The sequence below is a fragment of the Candidatus Avelusimicrobium faecicola genome (assembly GCA_900540405.1).
GTDB classification, from domain to species: Bacteria; Elusimicrobiota; Elusimicrobia; order Elusimicrobiales; family Elusimicrobiaceae; genus Avelusimicrobium; species Avelusimicrobium faecicola.
The window spans coordinates 1-3522 of record UQFW01000081.1 but is presented as its reverse complement, the minus strand read 5'-3'; the positions used below and the strand labels follow the sequence as shown (position 1 = coordinate 3522).

The following is a 3522-nucleotide window of genomic DNA, read 5'->3' as shown; positions in this document are numbered from 1 at the left end:
TTTTTATGGGGCTTTCCAAACCCTCTTTGCAAAAAAGACCCTGCCGTTCGCAAGGTGCGGCCTGCAAGGTGCGGCCCGCAGGGTGCTTTTTGGTTAAAGGGTTCTTCTTTGATTTAGGGGTGTTTTTTTAGTTAAACCCAAAGCGCGATAACAACCCGCCCAAAAAACTGTCCTCTTTTTTGGCGGAGTGTACGGCCTCGGTCGTTTCGCGCTCTAAATAATGGTGGGTAAGCGCAATTACGGTGGCAAAAACAGCCTCTTTGCCCTCCGCATCCGGGATAAGGTCCTCGCATACGGCCAGGCGCGCTTTACGCAAATTGAACACGTTTTTGGCGGCTTCGCGCACGCTTTCCCCGGTGCCGCCGCCGCTTAATACGGCGCTCGTGGGGGGGAATTTTAAGTAGTCCACGGAGTTGAGCAACTCTTTTTTAATGGCTTTCATTAATTTTTTAGAGGCTTCGTCCAACACGTCGTCCACAATTTCGTCATCCCCATATTCGTATTGGCTGAGCGTTTTGCGGGTGGAATCCAAATCACTTTGCAAAATATCGGCCACTTCCTGCACAATAATTTCGGCACCCAGGGGCATTTCCCACCCTTGCAAAATGGAACCTTTGTGGTATAACAGGGCCGAAGTGTTCGTGCCGCCGATATCTAAAAATAAGGTGGTATTCTTTTTTTCTTCCGGGCGCATAAGCGTTTGCGCCAACGCTACCGAGGCCGGAAACGCGGCATAATCGGTACATTCGCAATCTTCCAACATGCAATTTAGGTTTTGCAGTTGGGTTTTAAGTGCAAATGTAATAAACGTGTCGGCTTCCAAATAAAACCCTCTTAAATCCAGCGGGTCAATGCGCGGCTGGGAATCTAACATATATCCGGTGGGCAGGACGTCCAACACTTCCAAATTTTCGTTTAAGTTGGTGGGAATGGAGTTGTTAATGGCTTCGTCCACATCTTTTTGGGTAATGGGGCGGAGGTTGGCTTCCCTAAATTTGGTGCCGCTGGTATGCAAAAAACTTAAAAAATTACCGCGCACGCCCACCACTACCGACGGATTGAACGATACATATTCGGAAATATCCGCAAATATTTTGCTTAAAGCTCTTTCGGCGCCTTTCAAATCCAAAATCACACTGCCGTTTATGCCCACGCACGGCTCCAGGAGCGTGCGGCGCACGCGCAGGGTGTTTGTTTCGTCGTCATAGGCGCTTAAAGCGGCGGTAATTTTGCCACTGCCAAAATCCAATGCTAATATGTTGCGGTTCATGTAAAACTCCAAAAACTTTAACTTATTTTATCAAATTTGGGCGTTTGTCAATTTTACCGAGGGAAACCGCTTTTTGGGGTTGGGGGATTTTTGCGTTTTCTCGTCGTAGAAATTTTCTTGCGTTTGCCGCCCGCTCCTGCGGGTATAAATTTGGTAAAATATATGTATTGTGATAGAGATTAAAGACCTTTCCTTCCATTTTGGGCTCCGCACCCTGTTTGAAGATGCTTCCGTATTGATACAAGACGGCCAAAAAGTGGGTTTAGTAGGCCCCAACGGCTGCGGTAAAAGTACGCTTTTCAAGCTGATTACAGGGGCTTTTTCGCCCGACGGCGGAAAGATTGAAATTACCCGCGGAACGCAAATTGCCACCGTAGCGCAGGAAATTGCGGACCCGTCACAACCGCTCTTGCCTTATGTGTTGGCGGCCGATAAAGAACTGACCGCGTTGGAAAAAGAATCCCAACGGGCGGATATTTCCGGCGAGCGCCTGGCGGAAGTTTTTGACCGCATGGAGTTTTTAGGCGCCCATAGTGCCACCGCGCGCGCCAGCGCTATTTTAAGCGGGTTGGGGTTTGAAAATAAAGACTTCCACCGCCCCTTAAAAGAGTTTTCCGGCGGGTGGCAGGTGCGTGCGTGCCTGGCGGCCGCGTTGTATGCGCCCAGCAACTGTTTGCTGTTGGACGAACCCACCAACCACCTGGATTTGGAAACTTCCGTCTGGTTGGAAAACTACCTGCTCCACCTAAACAAAACCGTTTTTATCATCAGCCATGACCGGCATATTTTGAACCTGCTGTGCGATAAAATTATCCATGTGGAAAACGCCGTTCTAAAGCTCTATAACGGCAATTACGACCAGTACGAACGCACCCGCGCCGCCGCCATAGAAGGTATGCGCTTGGCCGCCGCCAAGCACGAGCGCGTAGTGGCGCATTTGCAATCGTTCGTGGACCGTTTCCGCTACAAGGCCACCAAGGCCAAGCAGGCGCAAAGCCGTATCAAAATGATAGAAAAAATGGGCGAATTGCCGCCTATCCCCAAGGACCCGGAAGTCCACTTTCAGTTTCCGTCCCCCACGCGGCTGACGCAGTCTTTAATCTCCATAGAGGGCGGCGTTGCCGGCTATGACGAAAAACCTGTGCTGACGGACTTGAATTTACGCATAGAGCAGGACGACCGTATTGCCCTGCTAGGTGCGAACGGGAACGGTAAATCCACCCTGGCCAAAATTTTATCCCACCGCTTACTGCTGATGAGCGGCAAGATGACGACGGCCAAAAAAATGAAAATCGCTTATTTTTCCCAACACCAGACGGAAGAACTGGACGTGGAAAAAACCCCTTTTGAACAACTGGGTGATGTAATGCCCGGGGCAAGCGAAACCCAAATACGCGCCCAACTGGGTGCGTTCGGCTTAAATAAAGCCAAGTCGGATACCGAAATCGGCAAACTTTCCGGCGGGGAAAAATCCCGCCTGCTTTTGGCGCTGATTACCAAAGATGCGCCCCATTTGCTGATTTTGGACGAACCCACCAACCACCTGGATATCCAATCGCGCGATGCGCTGTTAGACGCGCTGAACGCCTATACCGGGGCGGTGGTGTTAATCACGCACGATTTGCACGTTATAGAAATGGCGTGCGATACGCTTTGGATTGTGCGCGGCGGCACTTGCCGCACTTTTACCGGGGATTTGGAAGACTACAAAATGCAGCTTCTTAACGGGGGGGACCGCGAAGGTGCCGCCAGTGATAAAATGTCCGGCAAAGAGGCCCGGCGCCGGGATGCGGCCAAACGCCGCGCGGATGCCGCACCCCTTAAAAAACAAATCCGGGAATTGGATAAACGGATGGAAAAATTATCCACCCGCAAAGCGCAACTGGAACAGCAACTGCTGGTACAATATTCGGCCGACGGGAGCATTGAACTGGCCCTGTTGACGGACGAACTGAACAAGTGTGAAGAAGAATGGCTTGCCTTAAACGAACAGTGCGAAGCCCTTTTACACGCAGATTAATGATAAGGAATTTGATGTCCATGAAAGACTTTTCTATTTTGCCCGCGTTTTTGCAAGATGCGTTAAAACGCTTGGGTATTACCACGCCTACGCCCATTCAGGCGCAGGCCATTGAGCCCGCCATGCAAGGGCACGACGTACTGGGCACGGCCCAGACGGGTACGGGCAAAACGTTTGCCTTTTTACTGCCTATTTTAAGCCGTATGGAAAAAGAAGACGGCGGCGCGGCGCT

At 50.8% G+C, this 3522-nt stretch carries 3 protein-coding genes; 2 read left to right on the top strand and 1 reads right to left on the bottom strand.

Going from position 1 to position 3522, the window contains the following annotated elements; translation table 11 throughout:
• Positions 1-127: 127 nt before the first annotated feature.
• Positions 128-1270 carry a hypothetical protein gene (locus tag ACQY18_RS06490; protein ID WP_176776928.1) on the bottom strand — a complete coding sequence of 381 codons (1143 nt, stop codon included), beginning with the start codon at positions 1268-1270 and terminating at the stop codon, positions 128-130.
• A 169-nt stretch (positions 1271-1439) separates the two neighbouring features.
• Between ACQY18_RS06490 and ACQY18_RS06485 the strand changes: the two genes are divergently transcribed.
• Entirely contained in the window at positions 1440-3290 is a 1851-nt protein-coding gene (locus tag ACQY18_RS06485; RefSeq protein ID WP_428039282.1) for an ABC-F family ATP-binding cassette domain-containing protein, read from the top strand.
• A 20-nt stretch (positions 3291-3310) separates the two neighbouring features.
• Positions 3311-3522, top strand: a 212-nt coding sequence (locus tag ACQY18_RS06480) for a DEAD/DEAH box helicase (protein ID WP_428039281.1), incomplete at its 3' end; no start/stop codon positions are given.